At 68.2% G+C, this 26,067-nt stretch carries 24 protein-coding genes; 13 read left to right on the forward strand and 11 right to left on the reverse strand.

The genetic code is table 11. From position 1 onward, the window contains the following. The first annotated feature begins 3 nt into the window (after positions 1-3). From nusA to pnp, 9 genes are all read left to right on the forward strand, one after another. A complete protein-coding gene (nusA, locus tag JKL49_RS01255) occupies positions 4-1,764 on the forward strand; it encodes a transcription termination factor NusA (RefSeq protein WP_215337677.1) in 1,761 nt (586 codons plus the stop codon). An 8-nt stretch (positions 1,765-1,772) separates the two neighbouring features. Then, a complete protein-coding gene (locus JKL49_RS01260; protein WP_215337678.1) occupies positions 1,773-2,411 on the forward strand; it encodes an RNA-binding protein in 639 nt (212 codons plus the stop codon). An 85-nt stretch (positions 2,412-2,496) separates the two neighbouring features. Beyond that, positions 2,497-5,559: a translation initiation factor IF-2 gene (gene infB / locus JKL49_RS01265; RefSeq protein ID WP_215337680.1), complete on the forward strand. Its 3,063-nt coding sequence runs from the start codon at positions 2,497-2,499 to the stop codon at positions 5,557-5,559. A gap of 238 nt (positions 5,560-5,797) precedes the next feature. Next, positions 5,798-6,304, forward strand: a complete 507-nt coding sequence (locus JKL49_RS01270) for a DUF2939 domain-containing protein (protein WP_215337682.1) — start codon at positions 5,798-5,800, stop codon at positions 6,302-6,304. Positions 6,305-6,338: 34 nt separating this feature from the next. Further along, positions 6,339-7,130, forward strand: coding sequence for a dienelactone hydrolase family protein (locus JKL49_RS01275; protein ID WP_215337684.1), 792 nt, complete (start codon positions 6,339-6,341; stop codon positions 7,128-7,130). Between the two features lie 90 nt (positions 7,131-7,220). Continuing rightward, entirely contained in the window at positions 7,221-7,628 is a 408-nt protein-coding gene (gene rbfA, locus JKL49_RS01280; protein ID WP_215337686.1) for a 30S ribosome-binding factor RbfA, read from the forward strand. 9 nt (positions 7,629-7,637) lie between these two features. Then, positions 7,638-8,582, forward strand: coding sequence for a tRNA pseudouridine(55) synthase TruB (gene truB / locus JKL49_RS01285; protein ID WP_215337688.1), 945 nt, complete (start codon positions 7,638-7,640; stop codon positions 8,580-8,582). Positions 8,583-8,585: 3 nt separating this feature from the next. Further along, positions 8,586-8,855 carry a 30S ribosomal protein S15 gene (gene rpsO / locus JKL49_RS01290; protein WP_215337690.1) on the forward strand — a complete coding sequence of 90 codons (270 nt, stop codon included), beginning with the start codon at positions 8,586-8,588 and terminating at the stop codon, positions 8,853-8,855. 245 nt (positions 8,856-9,100) lie between these two features. Beyond that, positions 9,101-11,233 (forward strand): polyribonucleotide nucleotidyltransferase, encoded by a 2,133-nt coding sequence (gene pnp / locus JKL49_RS01295; protein WP_215337692.1) that lies wholly within the window; start codon positions 9,101-9,103, stop codon positions 11,231-11,233. A 696-nt stretch (positions 11,234-11,929) separates the two neighbouring features. On the opposite strand, the gene dnaA is transcribed toward pnp, so the two are convergent. From dnaA to mutM, 6 genes are all read right to left on the reverse strand, one after another. Then, a complete protein-coding gene (gene dnaA, locus JKL49_RS01300) occupies positions 11,930-13,393 on the reverse strand; it encodes a chromosomal replication initiator protein DnaA (protein WP_215337694.1) in 1,464 nt (487 codons plus the stop codon). A gap of 411 nt (positions 13,394-13,804) precedes the next feature. Further along, on the reverse strand, positions 13,805-14,074 hold the full coding sequence (gene rpsT / locus JKL49_RS01305; RefSeq protein WP_215337696.1) for a 30S ribosomal protein S20: 270 nt from the start codon (positions 14,072-14,074) through the stop codon (positions 13,805-13,807). A gap of 104 nt (positions 14,075-14,178) precedes the next feature. Continuing rightward, a complete protein-coding gene (locus JKL49_RS01310) occupies positions 14,179-14,763 on the reverse strand; it encodes a GDSL-type esterase/lipase family protein (protein WP_215337698.1) in 585 nt (194 codons plus the stop codon). A gap of 179 nt (positions 14,764-14,942) precedes the next feature. Beyond that, complete coding sequence (locus JKL49_RS01315; protein ID WP_215337700.1) at positions 14,943-15,719, reverse strand: enoyl-CoA hydratase; 777 nt, start codon at positions 15,717-15,719, stop codon at positions 14,943-14,945. Between the two features lie 33 nt (positions 15,720-15,752). After that, positions 15,753-16,613 (reverse strand): TraB/GumN family protein, encoded by an 861-nt coding sequence (locus JKL49_RS01320; protein ID WP_215337702.1) that lies wholly within the window; start codon positions 16,611-16,613, stop codon positions 15,753-15,755. Positions 16,614-16,806: 193 nt separating this feature from the next. After that, positions 16,807-17,670, reverse strand: coding sequence for a bifunctional DNA-formamidopyrimidine glycosylase/DNA-(apurinic or apyrimidinic site) lyase (mutM, locus tag JKL49_RS01325; RefSeq protein ID WP_215337704.1), 864 nt, complete (start codon positions 17,668-17,670; stop codon positions 16,807-16,809). Between the two features lie 81 nt (positions 17,671-17,751). Between mutM and JKL49_RS01330 the strand changes: the two genes are divergently transcribed. Together JKL49_RS01330 and ubiB are read left to right on the forward strand one after the other, a co-directional pair. Continuing rightward, the gene (locus JKL49_RS01330) at positions 17,752-18,510 is read left to right on the forward strand and encodes a class I SAM-dependent methyltransferase (protein ID WP_215337706.1); all 759 of its coding nucleotides are present in this window, start codon (positions 17,752-17,754) and stop codon (positions 18,508-18,510) included. Positions 18,511-18,543: 33 nt separating this feature from the next. Then, positions 18,544-20,019 carry a 2-polyprenylphenol 6-hydroxylase gene (gene ubiB, locus JKL49_RS01335; RefSeq protein ID WP_215337708.1) on the forward strand — a complete coding sequence of 492 codons (1,476 nt, stop codon included), beginning with the start codon at positions 18,544-18,546 and terminating at the stop codon, positions 20,017-20,019. Here ubiB and JKL49_RS01340 read toward each other — a convergent pair. Together JKL49_RS01340 and JKL49_RS01345 are read right to left on the reverse strand one after the other, a co-directional pair. Beyond that, a complete protein-coding gene (locus JKL49_RS01340; RefSeq protein WP_215337710.1) occupies positions 20,016-20,513 on the reverse strand; it encodes a cupin domain-containing protein in 498 nt (165 codons plus the stop codon). The genes ubiB and JKL49_RS01340 overlap by 4 nt on opposite strands. Next, positions 20,506-21,054 (reverse strand): hypothetical protein, encoded by a 549-nt coding sequence (locus tag JKL49_RS01345; protein WP_215337712.1) that lies wholly within the window; start codon positions 21,052-21,054, stop codon positions 20,506-20,508. Before JKL49_RS01345 ends, JKL49_RS01340 begins: the two co-directional genes overlap by 8 nt. A gap of 119 nt (positions 21,055-21,173) precedes the next feature. Between JKL49_RS01345 and coaBC the strand changes: the two genes are divergently transcribed. Together coaBC and dut are read left to right on the forward strand one after the other, a co-directional pair. Next, positions 21,174-22,367 carry a bifunctional phosphopantothenoylcysteine decarboxylase/phosphopantothenate--cysteine ligase CoaBC gene (gene coaBC / locus JKL49_RS01350; protein WP_215337714.1) on the forward strand — a complete coding sequence of 398 codons (1,194 nt, stop codon included), beginning with the start codon at positions 21,174-21,176 and terminating at the stop codon, positions 22,365-22,367. Continuing rightward, positions 22,364-22,813, forward strand: coding sequence for a dUTP diphosphatase (gene dut / locus JKL49_RS01355; RefSeq protein ID WP_249778003.1), 450 nt, complete (start codon positions 22,364-22,366; stop codon positions 22,811-22,813). The genes coaBC and dut overlap by 4 nt, the downstream gene beginning before the upstream one ends. 3 nt (positions 22,814-22,816) lie before the next feature. Here the strand turns inward: dut and JKL49_RS01360 are convergent, their stop codons facing one another. From JKL49_RS01360 to JKL49_RS01370, 3 genes are all read right to left on the reverse strand, one after another. Next, positions 22,817-24,262: an amidase family protein gene (locus tag JKL49_RS01360; protein ID WP_215337718.1), complete on the reverse strand. Its 1,446-nt coding sequence runs from the start codon at positions 24,260-24,262 to the stop codon at positions 22,817-22,819. A gap of 38 nt (positions 24,263-24,300) precedes the next feature. Next, positions 24,301-25,068 (reverse strand): 4-hydroxy-tetrahydrodipicolinate reductase, encoded by a 768-nt coding sequence (dapB, locus tag JKL49_RS01365; protein ID WP_215342639.1) that lies wholly within the window; start codon positions 25,066-25,068, stop codon positions 24,301-24,303. Positions 25,069-25,298: 230 nt separating this feature from the next. Further along, a complete protein-coding gene (locus JKL49_RS01370) occupies positions 25,299-25,919 on the reverse strand; it encodes a glutathione binding-like protein (RefSeq protein ID WP_215337720.1) in 621 nt (206 codons plus the stop codon). Positions 25,920-26,067 lie beyond the last annotated feature (148 nt).

Raw genomic sequence — 26,067 nt, forward strand, 5'->3', positions numbered from 1 at the left:
ATCATGAGCCTGACCGGCATTTCAGCCAACCGGCTTGAACTCCTGCAGATCGCCGAGGCCGTGGCCCGCGAGAAGTCGATCGACAAGGAGATCGTCATCGAGGCGATCGAGGAGGCGATCCAGAAGGGCGCCCGCTCGCGCTACGGCGCCGAGCATGACATCCGGGTCCATATCGATCCGAAGACCGGCGAGACCATCATCAAGCGCGTGATCACCGTGATCCCCGACGATCTGGTCTATGAAGCCGAGGACAGCGAGGACGGCCCCAGCGAACCCATGGGCTCGCGCCGCCTGAAGGAAGCCCTCAGCGTCGACAAGGACGCCTTCGTCGGCAAGACCTACGAAGAGGTGCTGCCGCCCTTCGAATTCGGCCGGGTGCAGACCCAGATGGCCCGCCAGGTGGTGACCGGCAAGGTCCGCGAAGCCGAGCGCGAGCGCCAGCACGAGGAGTTCAAGGACCGCGTGGGCGAGATCGTCAACGGCGTGGTCAAGCGGGTCGAGTACGGCAACACCGTCGTCGACCTGGGCCGCGGCGAAGGCATCATGCGCCGCGACCAGTCGATCCCCCGCGAGAACTTCAATATCGGCGACCGCATCCGCTGCTACATCTACGACGTGCGGCGCGAGACCAAGGGCCCGCAGATCCTGCTGTCGCGCGCCCACGGCGGCTTCATGGCCAAGCTGTTCGCCCAGGAAGTTCCTGAAGTGTACGACGGCGTCATCGAGATCCGCGCCGTGGCCCGCGATCCGGGTTCGCGCGCCAAGATGGCGGTGGTCTCCAACGACAGCTCCATCGACCCCGTCGGCGCCTGCGTCGGTATGCGCGGGTCTCGCGTCCAGGCCGTGGTGGCCGAGCTGCAGGGCGAGAAGATCGACATCATCCAGTGGAGCCCGGACGAGGCCACCTTCATCGTCAACGGCCTGGCTCCCGCCGAAGTCTCCAAGGTTGTCATGGACGAGGAGGACGAGCGCGTCGAAGTCGTGGTTCCCGACGAGCAGCTGTCGCTCGCCATCGGCCGCCGCGGCCAGAACGTGCGCCTCGCCAGCCAGCTGACCGGCTGGCAGATCGACATCATGACCGAAAGCCAGGAGAGCGAGCGCCGCCAGCGCGAGTTCTCCGAGCGCACCACCCTGTTCCAGGAAGCCCTGGACGTTGACGAGGTCATCGCCCAGCTGCTGGTCACCGAGGGCTTCGCCACCGTTGAAGATGTTGCGTACGTCGAGAACGCCGAAGTCGCCGCCATCGAGGGCTTCGACGAGGACACCGCCGAGGAAATCCAGGCCCGCGCCCGTGACTTCCTGGAAAAGGAAGCCGCCGAGCTGGACGGCAAGCGCCGCGAATACGGCGTCGAGGACAGCCTGCTGGAGATCGAGGGCGTCACCCTGCCGGTGGCCGTGGCCCTGGGCGCCGGCGACGTGAAGAGCGTCGAGGACCTGGCCGGCCTGATCCCCGACGACCTGCGCGGCTGGTTTGAGAGCAAGGACGGCGAGCGGGTCCGCGAGCCGGGCATCCTGGAAGCCTTCAACATGGACGCGGCCGACGCCGAGGCCCTGATCATGCGCGCCCGCGTGGTGATGGGTTGGGTCGAGGCCCCGCCGGAGCCGGAAGTCCAGGAGGCGCCCGAGGTCGTGCTCTCGGAAGAAGAACAGGTGTTCGGTGTCCGCGGCGCCCATGCCCCGGCCCCGGCTCCTGTGGAAGCCGCCGCCGAGATCGAGGCTGACGCCGAAGCCGAAGCGCCCGCCGCCGACAGCGAGGAGGCGTAAGCCTCAGCGTGACCGCCTCCACCGTCCCCACCACCCTGGCGCAGGTCGCGCGCGAACGGCGCGACATCGTCACGGGCGAGGTGATGGCCGAGGACCGCCTGATCCGCTTCGTGGCGGGTCCAGGCGGGATCGTGGTCCCGGACCTGGCGCGCAAGCTGCCGGGCCGGGGGATCTGGGTCGCCGCCGATCGCGCCTCGGTGGACACCGCGGCGCGCAAGGGCCTGTTCTCCCGCTCCGCCAAGGCCAAGCTCAACGCCAGCCCCGATCTCGCCGACCAGGTGGACAGCCTGTTGCGGCGCCGGGTCCTGGATGGGCTGGGTCTTGCCAAGCGGGCCGGCGATCTTATCTCTGGCTATGAAAAGGTCGCCTCGGCGTTGAACGCCGGCCGCGCGGCCTGGGTGATCGAGGCCGCCGACGGCGCGGCGGACGGTCGCCGCAAGATCCTCAATGTGGCCCGCAAGTCACCGCGGGCGCCCAAGCTTCTCGGACTCTATTCCAATGAGGAATTGGGTTTGGCCTTGGGCGGAGAGAATGTGATACACACCGCCTTCCTTGCGGGGCGCGGCGCCGATCAGTGGACATTCGATGTCCACAGACTCTCTGGCTTCCGCCCGCTCCTTCCCGAGAGTTGGCGCGAGGAGCCCTGAAGAGGCGGGCGGAACGAACTTCGTTCCGCGCGCCTAAAGCTATTGAACGTAGTCGGAACGCCCGACCGGTATGTAAAGCGAGCGCATGAGCGACGAGAACGACAACGGCCGGCCCCCCGCCCCTGGCGGACGCACACCTCTCACCCTGAAGCCGCGTGGCGTCGCAGGCTCGGTGAGCGCGGGTACGGTGAAGCAAAGCTTCAGCCACGGCCGGTCCAAGACCGTGGTCGTCGAGACCAAGCGCGCCCGCACCCACTCCGCGCCCCAGGGTAACCTGGCCGCGCCCTCGCCCGCCGAGAAGCGGGTCTTCACCCCGCCGGCGCCGTCGGCGCCGCGTCCGGCCGGCGGCCCCAGCGCCGACGGCAATCTGTCGGCCGAGGAACAACGCGCCCGTCAGCGCGCCATCGAGCTGGCCCGCGAACATCAGGCCCGTCAGGCCGCCGAGCAGGCGGCCCGTGAGGCCAGCGCTCGCGCCCAGGCCGCCGCGCCCAAGCCGGTGGAAGCCGCGCCCCCGGCCCCCGCCGTCGCCGCACCGACCCCGGCTCCGGTGGCTGAAGCTCCGGCCGCTCCGGCTCCGGCGCCCGTCGTCGCCGCTCCGGCCCCGGTCGCCCCCGTGGCCGCGGCGCCTGCCGCGCCCGTGGCCCCGACCCCTGCGCCCGCCACACCGGCCCCGCAACAGCCGGTGGCGTCAGCCCCCGCGCCGCGTCCGGCCTCGCCGTCGGCTGCTGTCCAGCCCGGTCAGACCCGGACCTACGAGCCGTCGCGCGAACGCCGCGATGACCGGCCCTCGACCACCACCTATCGCCCTGAACGGGCGCCCGGCCGGTTCGAGAACACCAGTTTCGGCCAGCGCGCCCCGCGTCCCGGTCAGGACCGTCCTGCGCAGAACGACCGCCCCGCGGCTACCGCCCGTCCCGGCGGCGACCGTCCCCAGGGTGATCGCGGCCCGCGTCCGGCGGCTCCGGCCCCGGCCGCCGGCGGCGACACCGTCCGCTATTCGGCCCTCGCGCCCCGCCCCGCCGCGCCCCGCGACGGCGCCCGCCCCGGCGGCGCGCGTCCCGGCGCCGGTCGTCCGACCCCCAACGCGCCGCCCGCGACGCCTGAGGTTCAGCGCGCCACCCGCCAGGCCCCGCGGCCCGGCGGCGACACCATCGCCCGCCGTGACGATGAAGAGGATTCCCGCCGCAAGGCCGGCGCCGCGCCGGCCAAGGCCATCTCCCGCGTCAAGGGCGCTCAGCAGCGCCGCGAGGGCCGTCTCACCATCCAGGCCGTGGCCGGGGATGACGAGAGCGCCGTCGAACGCATGCGTTCGCTCGCCTCGGTTCGCCGGGCCCGCGAGCGTGAGCGCGAAAAGCGCAAGGGCGGCGGCCAGGAAGCCGCCCGCGCCGCGCGCGAAGTCATCATTCCCGACGTCATCACCGTGGCGGAACTCGCCAACCGGATGGCGACCCGCGGCGTGGAGATCATCAAGTTCCTGATGCGTCAGGGCGTGATGCTGAAGATCAACGACGTCATCGACAACGACACCGCCGAGCTGGTGGCCACCGAGTTTGGCCACACCGTGCGGCGCGTGTCGGAAGCTGACGTCGAAGAAGGCTTCATCGGCGACGAGGATGTCGACGATCACCTGCTGCCCCGGCCTCCGGTGGTGGCGGTCATGGGTCACGTCGACCACGGCAAGACCTCGCTGCTGGACGCGCTTCGCTCGGCCGACGTGGCCAAGGGCGAGCACGGCGGCATCACCCAGCACATCGGCGCCTATCAGGTGCGCCTGGAAAGCGGCCAGGCCGTCACCTTCCTGGACACCCCTGGCCACGCCGCCTTCTCGGCGATGCGGGCCCGCGGCGCCGACGTCACCGATATCGTCATCCTGGTGGTGGCCGCCGACGACGGCGTCATGCCCCAGACCATCGAGGCCATCCATCACGCCCGGGCTTCCGGCGCGCCGATCATCGTGGCCATCAACAAGATCGATAAGCCCGGCGCCGATCCGCAACGGGTGATCAATGAGCTGCTGCAGCACGAGATCGTCGTGGAAAGCCTGGGCGGCGACACCCAGGCCATCCAGGTCTCGGCGACCCAGAAGCTCGGCCTCGACGACCTGATCGAGGGTATCCTGCTGCAGGCCGAGGTCATGGACCTGCGGGCCAATCCCGACCGCACCGCCGACGGCACCGTCATCGAGGCCAAGCTGGATCGGGGCCGCGGCGCGGTCTCCACCGTGCTGGTCAAGCGCGGCACCCTGAAGCGCGGTGACATCGTCGTGGCCGGCTCCAGCTTCGGCCGGGTCCGCGCGCTGTTCAACGAACGCGACGAGCAACTCGACGCGGCGGGTCCCTCGGTGCCAGTGGAAATCCTCGGCCTCGACGGCACGCCCTCGCCGGGCGAGCCCTTCGCGGTGGTGGAGAGCGAAGCTCGCGCCCGCGAGCTGACCGCCTACCGCACCCGCGTGAAGCGTGAAAAGGCCGGCTCGCCGGTCGCCGGCGGCGTCACCATGGCCGACTTCATGGCCAAGCTGCAGGACAAGAAGATCTCCGAGTTGCCGGTCATCATCAAGGCCGACGTCCAGGGCTCGGCGGAAGCCATCGTGTCCTCGCTGGACAAGCTCGGCACCGACGAGGTCCGCGCGCGGATCATCCTGTCGGGCGCCGGCGCCATCAGCGAGAGCGACGTGATGCTGGCCAAGGGAGCGAACTCGCCGATCCTCGGCTTCAACGTCCGCGCCTCCAGCCAGGCCCGCCAGCTCGCCGAACGTGAAGGCGTGGAGATCCGCTACTATTCGGTGATCTACGACCTGATCGACGACATCAAGGGTGTGCTCTCGGGCATGCTGGCGCCGGAACAGCGCGAAACCTTCCTCGGCAACGCCGAAGTCCTCCAGGTCTTCGACATCACCAAGGTCGGACGCGTCGCCGGTTGCCGCGTCACGGAAGGCACGGTCCGCAAGGGCGCCCGCGTCCGCATCATCCGGGCCGATATCGTGGTCCTCGAACTCGGCACCCTGCAGACGCTCAAGCGCTTCAAGGACGAGGTCAACGAGGTCAACGCCGGCCAGGAGTGCGGGATGTTCTTCCAGGGCTTCCAGGACATCAAGGAAGGCGACACCATCGAGTGCTTCAGCCTCGAAGAGGTCAAGCGCAGCCTCTAGGGCTCGCCGCCGAGCGCCGTTGTCTGGCGTCGCCGCGAATTCATCAGAGCCTCCCTGGCGACGGGGAGGCTTTTTTGATGTTGGCGTGGCCCAGGCTTGATCTACGCCTGTTCAGCGGCGCGCCGCTCAGCGCGCCACCGCTGTCGAAGTTCGCGCGCCTGCGATTAGCCCCTCGCCAAGGCCATCAAGACACCCCATTTTCCGCCCATTCAGCCGGGCCTGCAGAGCGGAGACGACGATGCGCATCTTTCTGGTGATCGCCCTGGCGATGGGACTTTCGGCCTGCGCCACGGCCCAGCGCCTGGACGCCGCCGGCGACGTCCACGCCCTGCTGGTCTCCATCCGCGACGAGGACCAGGCGGCCTTCGACGCCCATGTCGACCGCCCGGCGCTCAAGCAGGAGATTTCCGCCCGCCTGACCGCCGAGGCCCGCAGCCCCAAGGTGGACAAGGGTTGGCAGGCGCTGGGCGCCATCCTGGCGCCCGCCCTGGCCGACATCGCCGGCGACGCGCTCGTTCAGCCCAAGGTCTTCCACAAGGTGGCGGAATCCTACGGCTACAAGGCCGGCCAGCCGATCCCCAACCGGGTGGCCATCGCCGGATCGCTGAAGGCCATGGACGACGGCCGGGTCTGCGCGACCAAGTCCAAGGACGGCCCCTGCGTCCTGGTCTTCACCCAGGAGGAGGGCGTCTGGAAGCTCTCGGGTTTCGAGGGCGATATTTCGTCCCTGCGCCTCAAGCTCTAGCAGGCTAGGCTGTCCCCAACAGGTGGGGGACGCCATGGATTACGACGCCGCGCTGAGCGACTACGAGAAGTTCCAGTTCGGCGACGGTCGTCTGGTCCGTGACGTCTACCGACGCGGCTCCGGCCCCGCCGTCATCGTCATCCACGAGATGCCGGGCCTGCATCCCCTGGTCATCGCCTTCGCCGACCGGGTCGCCGCCGCCGGCATGAGCGTCTATTGCCCCAGCCTGTTCGGTGAGCCCGGCCGCCCCGTCAGCCCAGGCTACGCGCTCTCCACCATCGCCTGGACGATCTGTATCCGTCGCGAGTTCAATGTCTGGGCCACCGACAAGTCGAGCCCCGTCGTCGACTGGCTGCGCGCGCTCGCCCGCCAGGCCCACGCCGACTGCGGCGGCAAGGGGGTGGGGGCCGTGGGCATGTGCTTCACCGGCAATTTCGCGCTCGCCATGATGACCGAGCCGTCGGTCGTGGCCCCGGTCCTGTCGCAGCCCTCCCTGCCGCTCGCGGGCAAGAACGCCAGGCGCGGGGCGGCGATCGGAGTCTCGCCCAAGGAGATCGCCTGCGCCCGGCAGCGGTTCGAGGACGAGGACCTGTCGATGATCGGCCTGCGCTTCACCAGCGACGCCTTTGTCCCTGACGCCCGGTTCGAGACGCTGCGCCGCGAGTTCGGCGACCGGTTCGAGGCTATCGAGCTGGCCGACGAAGACGCCGCTCCCGCCCAGATGGCCCCGCACTCGGTGCTGACCCTGCACCTGCGGCCGGACGGCCCCACGAAGGCCGCCGAGCAGCGGGTGATCGCCTTCTTCAGGGACCGCACAGGGGCCTAGGGCTGGACTTGGCCGCGCCGGACCACTAGAAGCCCGCGCTTCCCTGAGCTCCACGTCCGATCCGTGAGCCAGGCCTGCGAAGGTAGAGCCATGAAACGTCCCGGAAAGCCCTCCGGCCCCAGCCAGCGCCAACTGCGCGCCGGCGAACTCACCCGCCACGCCCTCGTGGAGGTGATGCGCGACCACGAGATCCAGGATCCGGACCTGGCCGGGGTGCCGGTGACGCTCACCCAGGTGCGGATGAGCCCGGACCTGCGTCACGCCATCTGCTTCGTCGAGCCCCTGGGCGGCGAGAAGGCCTCGGTCGTGGTGGACGCCCTGAACCGCCACACCAAGTTCCTGCGCGGCTGCCTGGGCCGCGCCATCGAGATGAAGTTCACGCCGGACCTGAAGTTCGTCCATGACGAGACCTTCAACGAGGCCAGCCGTATCAACGCGCTGTTCGACGACCCCAAGGTCGCCCAGGACCTCGCCGCCGACTCCTCTGACCAGGACTGATTTTACAACATGGCGCGACGCAAGAAGGGGGATCCGGTCTCGGGCTGGATCTGCCTCGACAAGCCCTATGACCTGACGTCCACCAGCGCGGTCGGCCGTGTGCGCCGGCTGTTCAACGCCCAGAAGGCCGGCCACGCCGGCACCCTGGACCCGCTGGCCACCGGCATCCTGCCCATCGCGCTGGGGGAGGCCACCAAGACCGTCCCCTTCCTGATGGACGCCGACAAGACCTACCGCTTCGTCATCGAGTGGGGCCGCACCACCGCCAGCTTCGACCGCGAGGGCGCCACGACGGCGACCTCCGACGTGCGCCCGGCCGTGGCGGAGGTCGAGGCCAGGCTGCCGGCCTTCGTCGGCGAGATCTCGCAGGTGCCCCCGATCTTCTCCGCCATCAAGGTGGACGGCGAGCGCGCCTATGACCTGGCCCGCGCCGGCCTCGAGGTGGAGCTGGCGGCCCGCAAGGTCACCATCCATTCGGCCCGGGTGGTGGAGGCCCCCGATCCCGACCACATCGAGATCGAGGTCAGCTGCGGCAAGGGCACCTATGTGCGCGCCATCGTCCGCGATCTGGCGGAAATGCTGGGGGCCTGCGCCCATGTCAGCGCGCTGCGCCGCACCCGGGTCGGGGCCTTCTCCGAAGACCGGGCGATAACACTGGAATTGCTTGAGGATTTGGGGCATAAGCCCGGCCATCTGGAGGCATTGCTTCCGGTCGAGACCGCCCTGGACGACATCCCGGAGCTGGCCGTGACCGCCGAAGACGCTTTCAGACTTAAGCAGGGACGGCCCATCGTTCTCGTTCCCCGACAGGTTGAAGCCCTGAAAGCCCGGTTCACTCTGGGTTCTCGAACCGTTTCAGTGCTGTCGGAGGGGATGATGGTGGCGCTCTGCGAGATGCGCGCAGGCAAGCTCGAGCCGTCGCGAGTCTTTCATCTGACAAAGAGCGGAGACTAACCGATGTCGATTACGATCGAACGCAAAGCCGAACTCATCAAGACCCACGGCCGCTCCGAGGCGGACACCGGTGGGGCTGAAGTGCAGGTCTCGATCCTCACCGAGCGGATCGCGAACCTGACCGAGCACTTCAAGATGCACAAGAAAGACAACCACTCGCGCCGGGGCCTTCTGAAGATGGTTTCCCAGCGCCGCCGCCTTCTCGATCACCTGAAGTCGACCGATACCGGCCGCTATCAGGCCATCATCGAGAAGCTGGGTCTGCGCCGCTAGGACACCAAGTCCAGCCCCCGCGAAAGCGGGGGCTTTGCGTATCAGGCTCTATCTATTTCCCGCTTCCTCCGCGACAGGCCGGAGGATCAAAAGCGGTCCGGGCCGCCCCTTTCGGTGGGCGCCCAAACACGCCGAGGGTTCCAAAGTGATCCTCACCCCCGCCTGTTTGACTGGAGAGGATTTCGGGACACCCCGCCCTGTCCGCCCCCGCCGGGAATACGCCCGCGGGATGAGAAAGAAACAAAATGTTCGATATCAAACGCAAGACCATCGAGTGGGGCGGCAAGACGCTGACCCTGGAAACCGGCCGCATCGCGCGCCAGGCCGACGGCGCCGTGCTGGCGACCTACGGTGAGACCATGGTTCTGGCCACCGCGGTGTTCGCCAAGAGCGCCAAGCCGGGCCAGGACTTCTTCCCCCTGACCGTGAACTACCAGGAGAAGTTCTACGCCGCGGGCAAGATCCCGGGCTCCTTCCCCCGCCGCGAAGGCGCGCCGTCGCAAAAGGAAACCCTCACCAGCCGCCTGATCGACCGTCCGATCCGCCCGCTGTTCGTCAAGGGCTTCAAGAATGAAGTCCAGGTGGTCTGCACCGTGCTGGCCCACGACCTGGAAAACGATCCCGACATCGTCGCCCTGGTGGCCGCCTCGGCCGCCCTGGTGATCTCCGGCGCCCCCTTCATGGGCCCGATCGGCGCGGCCCGCGTCGGCTACATCAACGGCGAATACGTCCTCAACCCGACCCTCGACGAGATGAAGGAGTCGACCATGGATCTGGTCGTCGCCTCCACCAACGAGGCGGTGATGATGGTTGAGTCCGAGATCCAGGAGCTCAGCGAAGACGAAGTGCTGAAGGGCGTCATGTTCGCCCACGCCGGCATCCAGCCGGTGATCGACGCGATCATCGAACTGGCCGAGCACTCCGCCAAGGAGCCCTTCGACTTCGCCCCCGACGACACCGACGCCATCAAGGCCGAAGTGAAGAAGCTGATCGGCAAGGACCTGGCCGCCGCCTACAAGATCGTGGCCAAGGGCGAACGCCAGGACGCGGTCGGCAAGGCCAAGGCCAAGGCGACGGAAAAGTTCGGCAAGTCCGACACCAATCCCGCCGGCATCGGCCCCGACAAGCTCGGCGGCGTGTTCAAGGAACTGGAAGCCGACGTCGTGCGTCGCAACATCCTCGACACCGGCATCCGCATCGACGGCCGCACCGTCGACAAGGTCCGCCAGATCGTCTCGGAAGTGGGCGTCCTGCCCCGCGCCCACGGTTCGGCCCTGTTCACCCGCGGTGAAACCCAGGCCCTAGTCGTGGCCACCCTGGGCACCGGCGACGACGAGCAGATGATCGACGCCCTGGAAGGCAAGTACTACGAGAAGTTCATGCTGCACTACAATTTCCCCCCCTTCTCGGTGGGTGAAACCGGCCGCATGGGCGCCCCTGGCCGCCGCGAAGTCGGCCACGGCAAGCTCGCCTGGCGGGCGATCCGGCCGATGCTGCCGAGCCAGGAAGACTTCCCCTACACCATCCGCCTGGTCTCCGAGATCACCGAGTCCAACGGCTCGTCCTCGATGGCCTCGGTCTGCGGCTCGTCCCTGGCCCTGATGGACGCCGGCGTGCCCCTGAAGAAGCCGGTCTCCGGCATCGCCATGGGCCTGATCCTCGAAAAGGACGGCTTCGCGGTTCTGTCGGACATCCTGGGTGACGAAGACCACCTCGGCGACATGGACTTCAAGGTCGCCGGCACCGAGGACGGCATCACCTCCCTGCAGATGGACATCAAGATCGCCGGCATCACCGAAGCGATCATGAAGCAGGCGCTGGAACAGGCGAAGGGTGGCCGCAAGCACATCCTCGCCGAAATGGCCAAGGCCATGGAAGCCCCGCGTGAGGAACTCGGCGAGTTCGCCCCGAAGATCGAGACCATGAAGGTCCCGGTCGACAAGATCCGTGAAGTGATCGGGACGGGCGGCAAGGTCATCCGCGAGATCGTCGAAAAGACCGGCGCCAAGGTGGACATCGAGGACGACGGCACCATCAAGGTCTCGGCGTCGGATCAGTCCAAGATCGACGCCGCCAAGGAGTGGATCAAGTCAATCGTCTCCGAGCCCGAGCTGAACGCCATCTACACCGGCAAGGTCGTGAAGATCGTCGACTTCGGCGCCTTCGTGAACTTCTTCGGCGCCAAGGACGGCCTGGTGCACGTCAGCCAGATCTCCAGCGACCGCGTGGCCAAGGTCTCCGACGTCCTCGTCGAAGGCCAGTCCGTGAAGGTCAAGCTCCTGGGCTTTGATGATCGCGGCAAGACCCGTCTGTCCATGAAGGTCGTCGACCAGGAAACCGGCGAAGACCTCTCGCTCAAGCAGGGCGAAGACGCGTAAAGCGCTCTTCACCTGTAGACATCGAAGGGCGGCCGCAGCGATGCGGCCGCCCTTTTTGTTTGGGCGACGTGCAAATGCTCCCTCGTGGCTGGCGTAGAACCTCTCGCCGGGCGGAGATCTTTGTCAGCGCTTCTCGCTATCAGCGAACGAGGGAGATTCCCTCTTCTAAAGGGCTCTCGAATTCCAAATAGGACTCCGAAATCTGGAGCCAGTTTCCTCGCTCCGAATTCGTACGAGTCCTCATGGTCACCGGGCCTGCGAAAGAGCCTGAAATTTGTCGCAGCAGTTTTGAAAACGCAGCGCCTTTAAAGAGACGCTCTTAGAAAGCGACTCTTGACGAAGAGTCCACGAATGTGGGACAGAATTCGCTGTGCATACACCGCACAAAAAAGAAGCGGACTCGTAAACGAATCCGCTTCAGTTAGCTCGGTACGGACTTTGCCGCTGCGAACCACGGCGATCTTGCAGGATCAGCGTGGCCCGGGACGGACGAATCCATCTTCGTCCGTCAACCGCTATTAGATACGGCGCCTCGACCAATCGAGTCCAGCGCCTCATCCACAGTATTCGTCACATAAAGACTTCGTTATGCCCCGCCACGCGAGCGGCGCTCGCATCGTGCCTAGCGCTACCCAAAGCGAAAGGCCCGCCGGGGGTGGCGGGCCTTCGTTTCAACCTCGGAGATCGGGCTGAAGCCTAGCTGCGCAGCTTGCGCAGCAGGGTGTCGAGATCACGCGCCAGGACCGGGTCGTCGGCCTTCAGGGCCTCGATGCGGCGCACGGCGTGCAGGACGGTGGTGTGGTCGCGGCCGCCGAACCTGCGCCCGATGTCGGGCAGGGAGCGGGTGGTGATCTGCTTGGCGATCCACATGGCCGCCTGGCGGGGCCGGGCGACGGCGCGGGCGCGGCGCTCGGAGATCATGTCGGCCTGCTTGAGGCCATAGTGCTCGGCCACGGCCTTCTGGATCTGGTCCACCGTCACCCGCTTCTCGGTGCAGGAGAGGTTGGGGCGCAGGATGGCCTGGGCCTCGTCCAGCGACAGGCGGGCGACCTCGCCGCCCACTCGGGCCACCAGGGTGTTCAGGGCCCCCTCCAGCTCGCGCACGCTGTCGGTGAAGCGGTCGGCGAGGAATTCCAGCACCTCGGCCTTGGCCGAGGGGACGAAGCGGCCCTGACCGGCCAGGGTGGCGAGCTTCCGCTCCAGGATGCCTAGACGCAGGGTGCGGTCGGCGGGCTCGATGCCGCAGACCAGCCCCGCCTGCAGGTGGCTGCGCAGGCGCGGCTCCATCTCCGACAGCTCGGCCGGCGAACGGTCGGCGGTCATCACCACCCGGCGGCCGTCCTCGATGAGGGCCATCAGGGTGTGGAACAGTTCCTCTTGCGTGGAGGTCTTGCCGGCCACGAACTGCACGTCGTCGATCAGCAGCAAATCGGCGTTGCGCAGCTCTTCCTTGAAGGCCGCGGTCTGGCGGTCCTGCACGGCCTTGACGAAGGTGGAGGTGAAGCGCTCGGCGGTCAGATAGACGACCCGCTTGCCCGGCGCCGTGCGCATGGCCTCCCAGGCCATGGCGTTCAGCAGGTGGGTCTTACCGAAGCCGTAGGGGCCGTGGAAGAGCACGGGGTTGAAGTGGCCGTCGGCCCAGGAGGCGACCCGGCGGGCGACCGCGAAGGCGAACTCGTTGGCGGGGCCGGCGACGAAGGTGTCGAAGGAGAAGCGCTCCTGCAGGCCCTGCTGACGCGCCGCCCGGGGCGCGGTCAGGTCGACCTCGATTTCAATGACATTTCCGGTGACACCGGTTTCCACGGGCGTGACGGCGACAGCCGCCGAAAGGCCCGACGCCGTGACCATGGGCGACGCCGGAGCGGCCTGGTCGAATTCCATGCGAGACTTCAGGTCCAGAGCCCGGCCCATGGGGTCGTTCTGGGCCCACAGCTCGCCAATACGGCGCCAGGCATGACGGCGAATCCAGTCGCGCGCCACGCCGGTGGCGGCCACCAGGCAGACGTCATCGCCGCGTTCGCGCAGCGCCGCCTGGCCCAGCCAAGACCCGAAGGTGGCGTCGCCAAGTTCGCGCTTCAGCGCCACGCAGGTCTTAGTCCAGACCGCGCCAGCCGCAGCTTCGGCCATATTGCCCGCAATGCCCCCGGTCGTCATCGTCATCACCAACCATCACCTGCCCGTCCGGATCGAGGCCCCGCGCCTTTCCGGATCTTTGTTCAACAAACACAAGTTCTTACCCGGCGAGAGGGTAGACTCCTCCCGCCGCTGTTTTTCATCCGAGATGGGATGGAAGAACGCGCTTAAGACCTGAACACTAGTCAGCGGGCCGAGGCGGTCAACGCAGATTCTTCGCAGCTCAAGTCGATATTTTCGTTGACTCAAATCGACCCCTCGCGCGGCAAGGGAATCTGGATTTCGACCTTCCGTTAACTGAGAAGATTCGCCGCAGGGCTGTGGATGAAATGCTGCAGCGCACGAAAACACCCGCCGGTCTTTCGACCAGCGGGTGCATTGTAAAATATAGCTATTTCAGGCGCTTAGCGGCCGAGCTAGACGTTCGGCGCCGCAACCTTAAGCAGCGGCCATCTTCTTGAGCTGGGCGGCCAGGCGGGACACTTTCCGCGAGCCGGTGTTCTTGTGAACGACGCCCTTGGTGACGGCGCGCATCAGTTCCGACTGGGCCTCGACGAAGGCGGTCTTGGCGGCGGCGGCGTCGCCCGAGGTCAGAGCCTCTTCGAACTTGCGAAGATAGGTCCGCACGCGCGAGCGGCGGGCCTTGTTGACTTCGGTGCGGCGTTCGATCTTGCGAACGGCCTTCTTGGCGCCAGGCGTATTGGCCATGCTTCAGCTCTCAAAACGGCTCTCGCCCGAACCTTTGCTCGGGCGGGTAAATTGGAGGCGCGGATATACGGGAAGGTTCCTTGCGGGTCAATGCGGTCGCGACGCTATTCGCCACCTTCGATGAAACGTCGCCAGGCGGGGTGGGCGGAGACCAGGTCGGCCATCTGCTGATAGCCCGCCGCGCCGGGGTGCGCGCCGTCCCAGGCGGCGGCTTCCGCCTGCCAGAGACCGCCGGCCTCCAGGGGCTGGAAGACGTCGATGAAGGGCACCTGCAGCCGGGCGCACAGCGCCAGCAGGGCGGCGTTCAGCGCCTCGGTGCGGGCGCAGACCCCGGGATCGGCCACCGGCGGCGGCCCGACCATCAGCACCGGGGCGAAGGCCAGGGCGCCCGTCAGCAGGGCGCGGGCGTTCTTCAGGGTTTCCGCCACCGCCACCCGCGGCGCGCCGTCCTCCAGGTGGCTGTCATTGCAGCCGAAGGAGAAGACGATCCGCATGGGCTCATAGTCCACCCGCCGCAGGCGGGCCTCGCCCTCCCAGCGCGCCAGCAGCTGTGTCGAGGTCTCGCGGCGGATGCCGAGGTTATAGAGGCTGATCTCGCGCCGCCCCGAGATGGCCCGCCCCACCCAGCCCAGATGGTCGGGGTCGCCTGCGCCCTGGACGAAGGACTCTCCGAACGCGATCAGCCGCATGCCGCTATTCCAGGTTCAATCGCGTTCCCCAAAAACCGCTCATCCCGGCGAAGGCCGGGACCCAGATTTATCCTGAGCGGGGGGAGGTGATCCGACATTCCGACATGGCCTCATCTGAAACCGTAGGGGGTTTCACCTGGATCCCGGCCTTCGCCGGGACGAGCGGGGGAGGGTTTAGACTACGATCCCTTGAAGCTGGGCTTCCGCTTCTCGACGAAGGCGGCCATGCCCTCCTTCTGGTCGTCGAAGGCGAAGAGGGAGTGGAACAGGCGCCGCTCCAGGGCCACGCCGGTGGCCAGCGTGGTCTCGTAGGCCGCCTCCACCAGTTCCTTGTTCATCATCACCGCCAGGGGCGACTGGCTGGCGACCTTGGTCGCGGCGCCCATGGCCTCCTCGATCAGCTTGTCGGCAGGGACAACGCGGGAAACCAGGCCCGAACGCTCGGCCTCGGCGGCGTCCATCATCCGGGCGGTGAGGATCATGTCCATGGCCTTGGACTTGCCGACGAAGCGGGTCAGGCGCTGGGTGCCGCCGATGCCCGGCGCGACGCCAAGATTGATCTCAGGCTGGCCGAACTTGGCGGTCTCTGCGGCGATGATGAAGTCGCACAGCATGGCCAGTTCGCAGCCGCCGCCAAGCGCGTAGCCGGCGACGGCGGCGATGATCGGCTTGCGGAACTGCTCCATCCGCCGGGCGAAGGCGCCGAAGAAGTCGGCCGCGAACATCTGGGCGTAGGTCTTGTCCGACATCTCCTTGATGTCGGCGCCGGCGGCGAAGGCGCGGTCCGACCCGGTGAGCACCAGGCAGCGGACGGTCTCGTCGGCCTCGGCGGCGTCCAACGCGGCGGTCAGTTCGGACAGAAGCTGGCTGTTGAGCGCATTCAGCGCCTCGGGCCGGTTCAGCCGGATCAGGGTGACGGCGTCCGTGGTCTCGACGATCAGGGTCTCATAGGCCATGGCCGGCTCCTTGTAAGAGGGTAGAAAGCCGGATTACGGCCCCTCGACGGAATAGCCAAGCGCCCGCAGCCGGGCGGGCACGCCGTCGGCGGTGAGCAGGTGGCCGACGCCCACGACGACGACGGTGTGGCCGTGGCCCTTGAGACGCTCATCCAGCACCTTGGTCCAGGCGGCGTTCCGGTCGCTCACCAGCCGCGCATAGAGCACCGGCGAGGCCGTCTTGAGCGGGGTGAGCGCATCCTTCTCCAGGGCGGCGGTGTCGGCGGCCATCCAGGAGGCGATCAGCCGGTCATAGGCGTCGGGGTCTTTGTCCATTTGCGTCAAGCTGTCCTCCAGCGAGGCGACCTGGGCGGCCACAGGCGCCTCGTCGAACAGGGCGATCTGCTGGGCGGCGGTCTCGAAGGCGCGGCGTTGGGCGGTAGCGGGCGCTGTGCCGTTGATCGACTTCTCGACGCCGGAGTCGGTGTCGGCGCCCTCGGCGCGGAACTGGGCGCCGGCCAGGGCGACCTCGGCGAACCAGGGCTCCAGCCGGTCGAGGAAGCCTGGCATGAGGCCGTAGGTCTGGCCGGCCTTGGCCAGCGCGGCGGCGCCGGCCGGCGACAGCAGGGCGCTGAGGTGCTGGTCAGGGGGCAGGACGCCCTTGGACGCCGCCAGGCCCGCGATCTCCGCCTCTGTGGCCTGGCCCATGGGCAGTTCGAACCACAGGTCGTCGGCGGCGGTCAGGGCTAAGTCCAGCTTGGTGGGCCGCCAGTCCCGACCCGGCGGCAGGACGTGCACCGAGCCAAAGATCAGAACCTCGGAATCGGCGTCGCGCACGATCCACACCGGCGGCTTGGCCAGGGCGGGTCCGGAGACGAGGAACGCCGCCAGGGCGAGCAGGCCAAGCTTGAACATGGGAGGAATCTAGGGGGCTTTCAGACGCAGTGGAATGGCTCGCCGATCACCTTACCCCTCCGCTCGTCCCGGCGAAGGCCGGGATCCAGGTGAGGCCCACGGGCTTTCCGAGACGATCCGACGGGCGGACCTGGGATCACCTCCAGGCGCCTTGGGTGAATCTGGGTCCCGGCCGTCGCCGGGATGAGCGGGGTTATTTCTGGCAAACGGGGCAGAAGAAGGTCGAGCGGCCGGCCTGCACCTCGCGGGCGATGACGCCCGTACAACCCTCGTTCAAGCAGGGCTGCCCTTCTCGGCCATAGGCCCGGAACCGATGCTGGAAATAGCCCAGGGCGCCGTCGGCGGACGCATAGTCGCGCAGGGTGGACCCCCCGGCGGCGATCGCCTCCTCCAGCACCTCACGGATGATGGTGACCAGGCCCGGCAGTTTCCTGGCCGGAATGGAGCCCGCCGGCTTGAAGGGGGAGATCCGCGCCCGGTTCAGCGCCTCGCAGACATAGATGTTGCCCAGTCCCGCCACGACCCGCTGGTCCAGCAGCAGGGTCTTGGGCCCCTGCTTGCGGTTGGCGAAGGCGGCCTTCAGCCGATCCGCATTGAAAGCGTCGGACAACGGCTCAGGGCCGAGGCCGGCGAACCAGGGATGCTCCTGGAGCTTGGCGGTCTCAATCAGCGCCATGTAGCCGAAGCGGCGGGGGTCGTAATAGGTGACCCGCCCCCCGGCCTGCGTCTCGAACACCACATGGGCGTGCTTGGGGTCCGGGTCCTGGGCGTAGACGAATTCACCGGGCCGGATCGTCCCCTCCGGCCGGGCGATCTCGAAGCGGCCGCTCATGCCGAGGTGCATCACCAGGGTCTCGCCGCGGTCCAGCTCCCCCATCAGATATTTCGCCCGGCGGTCCAGGCGCTGGATCGTCGCCCCGGTCAGACGTTGCACGAAGCCCTCGGGGAAGGGAAAGCGCAGGTCGGCGCGGCGGGCCTCGACGCGGGAGAGCCTGGCGCCCTCCAGCACGGGCGCCAGGCCGCGGCGGACGGTCTCGACCTCGGGAAGTTCAGGCATGACGCTGGAGTGGCACGGGTCGCCCTGTGGCTCAAGCGGGAGGCTGGCGCGGGCGGGGCTTGCGGTCTAAGACCCAAGGCCATGACAGGACCTGCCGCCACCTTCGGTTTCCGCGACGTGGACCCCGCCGAGAAGCCGCGTCTGGTGCGCGGAGTCTTCGACAAGGTCGCCAGCCGCTACGACCTGATGAACGACCTGATGAGCGCCGGCGTCCACCGCCTGTGGAAGGACGCTGTCGCCGCGCGCCTGAACCCGCAGCCGGGCGAGGTGATCGTCGACTGCGCCGGGGGCACCGGCGACATGGCCCGCCGTTTCGCCAAGATGGCGCGAGCCGCCCAGCTGCGCCGGGGCGGGGACGACGCGGCCATCCACATCATCGACTACAACGCCGAGATGATCGCCGCGGGCCGTGAGCGCGGCGGGGAGCCGGAGATCACCTGGACCGTCGGCGATGCCCAGCGCCTGCCGCTGCCGGACGCCAGCGCCAACGCCTATGTGATCTCCTTCGGAATCCGCAACGTCACCGACATCTCCGCGGCCCTGCGCGAGGCGCGACGGGTGCTGAAGCCCGGCGGCCGGTTCCTGTGCCTGGAGTTCTCGCAGCCGGCCACCGAGGCCCTGCGCCGCGCCTATGACGCCTATTCTTTCAAGGTGATCCCGGCCATCGGCGAACTGGTGGCCAAGGACCGCGCCTCCTACCAGTATCTGGTGGAGAGCATCCGCCGGTTCCCCGACCAGAAGACCTTCGTCGACCTGATCACCAAGGCCGGGTTCAGCCGCGCCGGCTACACCAACTTCACCGGCGGGGTCGCGGCCCTGCACCACGGTTGGGCTGTCTGATCGGTGGGGACCCTGACGGCCACTTGTCGGCTAATGTCGGCCGGCCTGCTGCTGGCGCGCAATGACGCCCTCCTGCCCCGTGAACTGGCCGCCCTCTATCCGCCGGGCCTGAAATTCCTCGCAAATCTGTCGCGGATCGCCGCCGGTCCGTCCGCCCGCCTCGGCCGCCCGGGGGAACGCCTGGCGCGGTCGCTGGAACGGCTGGGCCCGGTGGCCATCAAGCTGGGTCAACTTCTCTCCACGAGGGCCGACATCTTCGGTGAGACCTTCGCCCTTGACCTCGCCCGCCTGAAGGACAAGCTCGATCCCTTCCCCACCGACCAGGCCCGCCGCGAGGTGGAGCTGACCCTGGGCCGCAAGGTGGAGAGCCTCTATTCCAGCTTCGGTCCGCCGGTGGCCGCCGCCTCCCTCGCCCAGGCCCACCAGGCCACCCTGCTGGACGGTCGCAGGGTCGCCGTGAAGGTGCTGCGGCCGGGCATCGCCCTGCGGGTGGCCCAGGACGCCGAGGTCATGGCCCTGGCCGGCCGGCTGGTGGAGCGCTGGAGCCTGGTGGCGCGAAGGCTTGAACCCAGAGCCCTGGCCGCCACCGTCATCCGCGCCACTGAGCTGGAGCTGGACCTGCGCCTCGAGGCCGCCGGGGCCGACGAACTGGCGGGCGTCATGGCCCGCGACGGCTATATGTCGACGCCGAAGATCGTCTGGGAAGGGGTCGGCAAGCGGGTCCTCACCCAGGAATGGGCGCCGGGCGCGCCGCTCTCCGACGAGGCGGCCCTGACCTTGCCGGGCCTCGACCGCCAGGCCCTGGCCGACAACCTGATCCGCGCCTTCCTGGCCCAGGCTCTGGACCACGGGGTCTTCCACGCCGACCTGCACGAGGGGAACCTGTTCGTCGCCGCGCCGGACAAGGTGATCGCCGTCGACTTCGGGATCATCGGCCGGCTCGGCGCGCCCGAGCGGCGGTATCTGGCCGAGATCCTCTGGGGGTTCCTGGAAAAGGACTACGACCGGGTGGCCCAGGTCCACTTCGAGGCGGGCTATGTGCCGGCCGGTCACAGCCCCGCGGCCTTCGCCCAGGCGCTGCGGGCGGTTGGCGAACAGGTGTTCGGGCGGCCCGCCAACGAGATCTCCATGAGCCGGGTGCTGATCCAGCTGTTCGAGATCACCGCCCTGTTCGACATGAAGCTGCGGCCCGAACTGGTGCTGCTGCAGAAGACCATGATGACCGTGGAGGGCGTCGCCCGCCGCATCTGTCCTGATCACGACATCTGGGCCGCCGCCGATCCGGTGGTGCGCCGCTGGATGCTGCGGGAGCTGTCTCCGGCCGCCAAGGTCAAGCGGTTCGCCGACGAGGGGCTGCAGGCCCTGCGCAACCTCGCCCGCCTGCTGGAAAACCCACCGCAGCCCGCCGTGGCGGTGGTGGAGGTCGAGGCGTCACATCCGGCCCGCTGGTTCGCCTTCGGGGCCTTGACGGCGGCGGCGGTCTTCCTGCTGGCGTCCTGGCTCTTCTAGGGCAGCTTGGTCCGCGCGCCCCATTCCTCGGGGGTCAGTTCCTCGACGCCGCCGTCTCCGAACATCGTGATCCGCCCGGGACGGAAGACCGTGGTCTTGCCGATGCTGGGCATTTCGGCGATCTCCACCCGCGCCCGTTCCCCGGCGGTGAGGTAGAGCAGGTCGCTGGCCCCGGTGTTGCGGAAGCCATGCACCACGCCGTCGGTGGGGAAGCCTACGAAGTCTCCCGGCCCCACCGCATGGGCCTCGCCGTCCAGGGTCACCTCGCCGGTCCCCTCCAGGACGAAGATGAACTCCTCCTCCACGGCGTGGCTATGGGCGATGAAGCTCTCCTTGCCGGGCGGCAGGCGGACCAGGTTGGTCAGCACCCGCTTCATCCCGGTCTGGTCGCCCAGCCGGGCCATCTTCATTTCCGAGTCCGGATTGAACGGATGGCGGCCCGAGGGCAGGGACGACCAGTCCAGGTCGCGGGTGCGGATGATGTGCCTATCCATCGTCGCGGTTTCGGCGGTCGGACTTGGCCGTCTGGCGCTTGGCCTCGCGGGCCTTCTGCTCATCCCAGTAGGCCTGCCCCTCGTCCGGCTTGAACATGGTGCGCGGCGCGCCCTCCTTGTTGGCCACCGCGAAGACATTGCTCTTGGGGTCATAGAAGAGGGTGTCGCCGTTGGACCGCTTCAGCGTCTGGGTCCCGGCCGGAGGATGATCGACGAAGGCGTGGGCCTTCTTCACGAAGGCGTCCAGATTGTCGGCGCCGAAGGCCTCGCCGTTGCGCTCGAAGCTCTTGGCGGCGTTCTCCTGCGCCGTGCCCTTGCGGCTGGAGGACCACATGGGCTTGCCGTCCACCTCTGGCACGGCCTCGTCCCGGCGGTCGGCGCTGACCGTGGTGTTCGCATCTCGCCCGCTGTCGGAGGCGGAAGATGAGGATGTCGAAGATGCGTTGTCCGAGGACTTGCTCGCCACCGCCGAGGGCCGCTCGCAGGCGGCCAGCAAAAGCAGCGCGGCGCCCGCGCTGAACCAGACCTTGAACCCAGCCATCGTGTTCTCTCCCTGCACGGCCAAGTGAAGCTGGAACAAATTAAGAACAGATCGGCGGGTTTGTCCAGCCGGTCTGTTTGGCCTATGACCGGGGACCTTCACCAAGGGGGCGCGAAGCCTTGTCGGAAAAGCGAATTCTCCTGATCGTGGGCGGCGGGATCGCGGCCTATAAGAGCCTCGAACTGGTGCGGCTGCTGCGCAAGGCCGGCGTCGCGGTGCGGCCGATCCTGACCGCCGCCGGCGCCCAGTTCGTTACGCCGCTCAGCCTCTCGGCGCTCTGCGAAGACCGCGTCTATTCCGAACTCTTCTCGCTGGATGACGAGTCGGAGATGGGCCACATCCAGCTCTCCCGCTCCGCTGACCTGGTGGTGGTCGCGCCCGCCACCGCCGACCTGATGGCCAAGGCCGCGAATGGTCTGGCCAACGACTTGGCGTCGACGACCCTATTGGCGACCGACAAGCGGGTGCTGATGGCGCCGGCTATGAACGTGCGCATGTGGAACCACCCGGCCACCCGGCGGAACCTGGCGACCCTGGCCGCCGATGGCGTCGCCTTCGTCGGTCCCGATGAAGGCGCCATGGCCTGCGGCGAGTTCGGGCCCGGCCGTTTGGCCGAGCCGCCGGAGATCTTCGCCGCCATCATGAAGGCCCTGGAGGGCCCCGCGGCGAAGCCGCTCGCGGGACGCAGGGCCATCGTCACCGCCGGCCCCACCGCCGAGCCTATCGACCCGGTCCGCGTGCTCACCAACCGCTCCAGCGGCAAGCAGGGTTTCGCCATCGCCGCCGCCCTGGCCGAACTCGGGGCCGACGTCACCCTGGTGGCGGGTCCGGTGGCGCTCGCGACCCCGCTGGGGGTCAAGCGCGTGGACGTGGAGACGGCCCGCGAGATGCTGGCCGCCTGCGAGGCCGCCCTTCCGGCCGACATCTGTGTCTGCGTGGCGGCGGTCTCCGACTGGCGGCCCGAAACCGAGGCCGGCTCCAAGATGAAGAAGGGGGCCGATGGCCCGCCTGCCCTGACGCTGGTGGAGAACCCCGACATCCTGGCCACCCTCTCCAACGGCTTCCCCCGCCCCAAGCTGGTGGTGGGCTTCGCCGCCGAGACCGACAATGTGGAGGCCTACGCCCAGGCCAAGCTGGCCAAGAAGGGCTGCGACTGGATCGTGGCCAATGACGTCAGCATCACGGGCACGATGGGCGGCGACGACAATGCCGTTTCCATCGTCACGCCCCAGGGAATCGAGCGATGGGAGCGGACCGCAAAGTCCGACGTCGCCCGCAAGCTGGCGACGCGCATGGCCGAGGAGCTCTCTTGAACCTGCCTATCAAGCGCCTGGCGCATAATTTGGAACTGCCGCTGCCGGCCTATGAGACCGCCGATTCCGCCGGCATGGACCTGCGGGCCGCTGTGCCGCAGGGCGAGCCGGTGGTGATCCGCCCGGGCGACCGGTTCGCCGTGCCGACCGGATTGGCCATGGCGATCCCCCGCGGCTTCGAGGGCCAGGTGCGGCCGCGCTCGGGCCTGGCGCTGAAGTCCGGGATCACCTGCCTGAACACGCCCGGCACCGTCGATTCCGACTACCGGGGCGAGGTGAAGGTCATCCTGATCAACCTCGGCGCAGAAGATTTCACCGTTCGCAGAGGCGACCGCATCGCCCAGATGGTCATCGCCCCGGTGATCCAGGCGACGGTGGCCGAGGTCAGCGACCTCGACGAGACGGCGCGCGGCGCTGGCGGGTTCGGGTCTACTGGGGCCGCTTGATCCTCAGAAATCTATCGTCGGCGCGACGAAGCCGCGGATGTTCTCGTCAATGGCCTGGGCGATGGCCAGGGTCTTGGCGTCGCCGCCCTGGGGGCCGATGAGCTGGACGCCCACCGGGAGGCCTGACATGGCGTGGCCGGCCGGGACCGTGGTCACCGGCAGGTAGCAGGCGGTGGCCAGGGCGATCCAGTCCAGCATCGCGGCGTAGGGCAGGGTCTGGCCCGTGGAACAGACCAGCTTACGGCTCGCGAAGGCGCGATGGTTGTGCTGGAAGGCCACCACCGGGCTGACCGGGGCCAGGATCACATCGAACTTGGAGAAGACGGTCTTCAGGCCGTCGCGCAGGCGGCAGCGGACCTCGTCGGCCTCCAGCCACTCGGCGTGGGTGGCGGTATAGGCCCGCACCTGGGCCAGGGAGGAGCGCTCGTCGGCCCCCAGGGTCACGGCCAGCTTGGCGACGCCGCGCATGGACTGCATCTGGCGACGCTGGGCGTCCGGCAGGTCCGAGCCGATGATCGAACCCAGCAGCACCTGGTAGGCGCTCATAAGCTGGTCGGTGGGGACCGGGCTGGAGATAATCTCGATCTCGGCGCCGGCCTCGGCCAGCTGGGTGACGAAGGACTCCAGAACGGTGCGAACTTCACCGTCCAGGGGGAAGCCATCCTCATCGAGCCACACCCCGATCTTGGTCTTGGTAAGGTCGGCGGCGGGCGCCTTGGCCGCCACCGGACCATTGGCGATCAGCGAGAGCAGCAGGCGCAGATCCCGCGCCGAGCGGGCCATGGGCCCGATCACGTTGAGGTCGCGCTCGGCATGGGCGCCGGGATGGGGCGGTACGTGGCCGATCTGCGAGACGAGGCCCCAGGTGGGCTTGTGGGAGAAGACGCCACAGAAATGGGCCGGAACCCGCAGGGAGCCGCCGATATCCGAGCCGATCTCCAGGGGCGTGATGCCGACGGCCAGCGCTGCCGCCGCCCCGCCGGAGGAGCCGCCGCTGGTGCGCTCGGCGTCCCAGGGGTTGTTGGTGGTCCCGTAGAGGTCGTTGAAGCTCTGCCAGTCCCCGGCCATAACCGGCACATTGGTCTTGCCCCAGATCACCGCTCCCGCGCGGCGCGCGCCCGAGACGGCGTCCGCGTCCTCGCAGACCCGGTGGCGGAAGCTGTCGAGCCCCGCCGAGGCCGGCATGCCCGCCACGTCCAGGGTGTCCTTGATGGTCATGGGCAGACCGGCCAGCGGTCCGAGGTGGCCGTCCTTCACCCGGGTGTCGTCGATGGACCGCGCCCGCTCCAGGGCGTGGGAGAGGTCGGCGTTGACCACGGCGTTGAGGCGCTTGTGCAGCTTCTCATGACGGCCGAGCGCCAGCTTCAGCAGTTCCTCCGACGAGATGCGCTTGCTCTGCAGGGCGGCGAGCTGGCTCGTGGCGTCCTGGATCAGGATGTCTCCGGCCATGCGCAATACCCCCTCAAAACGGTTAAAAAGTTTTCGCCTCAGGACTTGAGGACGTCCTGCATGTCGTAGGCGCCGGACGGCTTTCCCGCCGCCCAGAGCGCGGCCTGGACCGCGCCGCGGGCGAACAGGCGCCGGTCGCGGGCCGAGTGGCTGAGGGTGAGGATCTCGTCCTCGGCGGCGAAGATCACTGAGTGCTCGCCGATGATGTCGCCGCCGCGCATGACGGAGAAGCCGATATCGCCGGTGGCGCGCGGACCGTTGAGGCCGTCACGGCCGCGTTGGGCGACATCGTTCAGGTCCACGCCGCGGCCCTCGGCGGCGGCTTCGCCCAGCATCAGGGCGGTGCCGGAGGGGCTATCGACCTTGCGGCGGTGGTGGGCCTCGAAGACCTCGATGTCGTAGTCGCTGGCGGCCAGGGCCTTGGCGGCCTGGGTCACCAGGCTCATCAGCATGTTGACGCCGAGCGAGAAGTTGCGGGCCCGGACGATGGGGATCTTCGCCGCGCAGGCGTCGATGAGGGCGCCGTCCGCCTCGGAAATGCCGGTGGCGCCGATCACCAGGGCCGGGCCGCCGCGCGCGGCGCAGTGCTGGGCCAGGGCCACGGAGGCGGCCGGCGTGGTGAAGTCGATGACCACGTCGCAGGCGGCCAGCGCCTCGTCGCGGCTGACCAGGCCCTCGCCGGCGGCGTCGGGCCGGTCGAAACGGGCGGCCAAGACCACGTCGTCACGGGCCTCAACCACGGCGGCGATCGCCTGACCCATGCGGCCAAGGGCCCCGGCGATGGCGATGCGGATGGGAGCGGTCAGCGGGGTCTCTCCGGGGATGTGCGTTTGACGCACATGCTTGTCCCGCGATGCTGCCGGTTGGGTCAAGGGAGAGCGCCAACCCTCTTGATCGTCATGGCCGGGTTTGTCCCGGCCACCCATGATCTCCGTAGCTCAGGAAGAGACAATGGCGCCGCCGCGACCTGCGGTGAGGCGGAGATCATGGGTCCCCGGGACAAGCCCGGGGATGACGTACTTTGAGGTAGGGGGCCTTACGCCGCCTGAAACAGCCCCATTTCTTCCTGCATCGCGCGCGCGACGTGCGGCCTTGCCGTCACCCGGGCGTAGTAGGCGGCCACGGAGGGCCAGGTCGCCAGGTCGACGCCGACGAACTGCGCCCAGTTCAGCACGGCGGTGAGGTAGGCGTCGGCGACGCTGAAGCGGTCCAGCAGGTAGTCGCGGCCTCGCAGGTGGGCGTCGAGATAGGCCAGGCGGCTGACCGCGGCCTCGCGGGCATAGGTCTTGGCGCCGTCATTGGCCTTGGGGCTTAACAGGGGCGTGAACACGCTCTTGTGCAGCTCCGATCCGATGAAGCTGAGCCATTGGGTCAGGCGCGAACGCTCAATCCCACCCGTCGGCGCCAGGTTCGCCGCCGGGAACTGGTCGGCGAGGAAGGGCAGGATGGCGGCGTTCTCAGTGAGGATGTCGCCGCCGTCTGTGCGCAGGGCCGGGACCATGCCCTTGGCGTTGATGGCGCGGTAGTCGGCGCCGTCGGCGGTCGTCTGGGTCTTGGTGTCCACCTGGCGCAGGGCGACGGAGCCCTCCGCGCCGGCCTCGTAGACCGTGATGCGTGAGGCGAGCGAGCAGGCGAGGGGTGAGAAGTACAGGTCCATGACGTCCTCCGGTCGGTTTATTTACATACCGTCCGATACAAAATAAAAGGCGTCAATTATTTTGTACAAATTGGTACGAAATAGGCTTCGCGCGGGAAGCGATTTCCTCAACCGCTGCAAGGTCGAAATACCCCCTGGCGCCAGGCAT

This window comes from Phenylobacterium glaciei (genome assembly GCF_016772415.1).
GTDB classification, from domain to species: Bacteria; Pseudomonadota; Alphaproteobacteria; order Caulobacterales; family Caulobacteraceae; genus Phenylobacterium; species Phenylobacterium glaciei.